The organism is Shewanella sp. SM20 (assembly GCF_025654545.1).
Classification (GTDB): domain Bacteria; phylum Pseudomonadota; class Gammaproteobacteria; order Enterobacterales; family Shewanellaceae; genus Shewanella; species Shewanella oncorhynchi.
Genome location: NZ_JAKKRK010000151.1, coordinates 1 through 534, shown reverse-complemented (window position 1 = coordinate 534; position 534 = coordinate 1). Strand labels below are relative to the sequence as shown.

General features: G+C 43.6%; 1 pseudogene. It reads left to right on the top strand.

Annotation, left to right across the window (positions count from 1 at the left end):
• Positions 1–534, top strand: a pseudogene (locus L5M18_RS23560) (IS3-like element ISSba5 family transposase); the annotation flags it as partial.

Genomic DNA, 534 nt, shown 5'->3' with positions numbered 1-534 from the left:
AAGCATCTCCGATTACCCCTGAACAAATTGAAATCCGTGAGCTGAAGAAGCAAATAGCTCGTCTTGAGGAGCACAATCTTATCCTAAAAAAGGCTACCGCTCTCTTGATGTCAGACTCGATGAACAATTTACGCTAATCAGCGCACTCAAGCAGAGCCACTCTATTCTCACAATTTGTAATGCATTCAAAGTGCATCGAAGTAGCTATAAGTATTGGCTAAAAAGAAAAGAACATATTGATGCAGACTTGACTATTTTATGCAGTGAAGTGAAGGCCGCACATCGTATTAGTCATGGCTCTGCCGGTGCGCGAACGATAGCGCAATTAGTGACTAACAAAGGGATTGGTCTCAGTCGTTATCGAGCCCGTAATCTAATGAAAAAGCTTGGGTTATTAAGCTGTCAGCAGCCTAAGCATTCTTATAGGAAAGCGACACAAGAGCATGTTGCAATCCCCAATACGCTAAATCGACAGTTTGCAGTAACTCAACCAGATCAAGTGTGGTGTGGCGACGTGACGTATGTTTGGGTCGG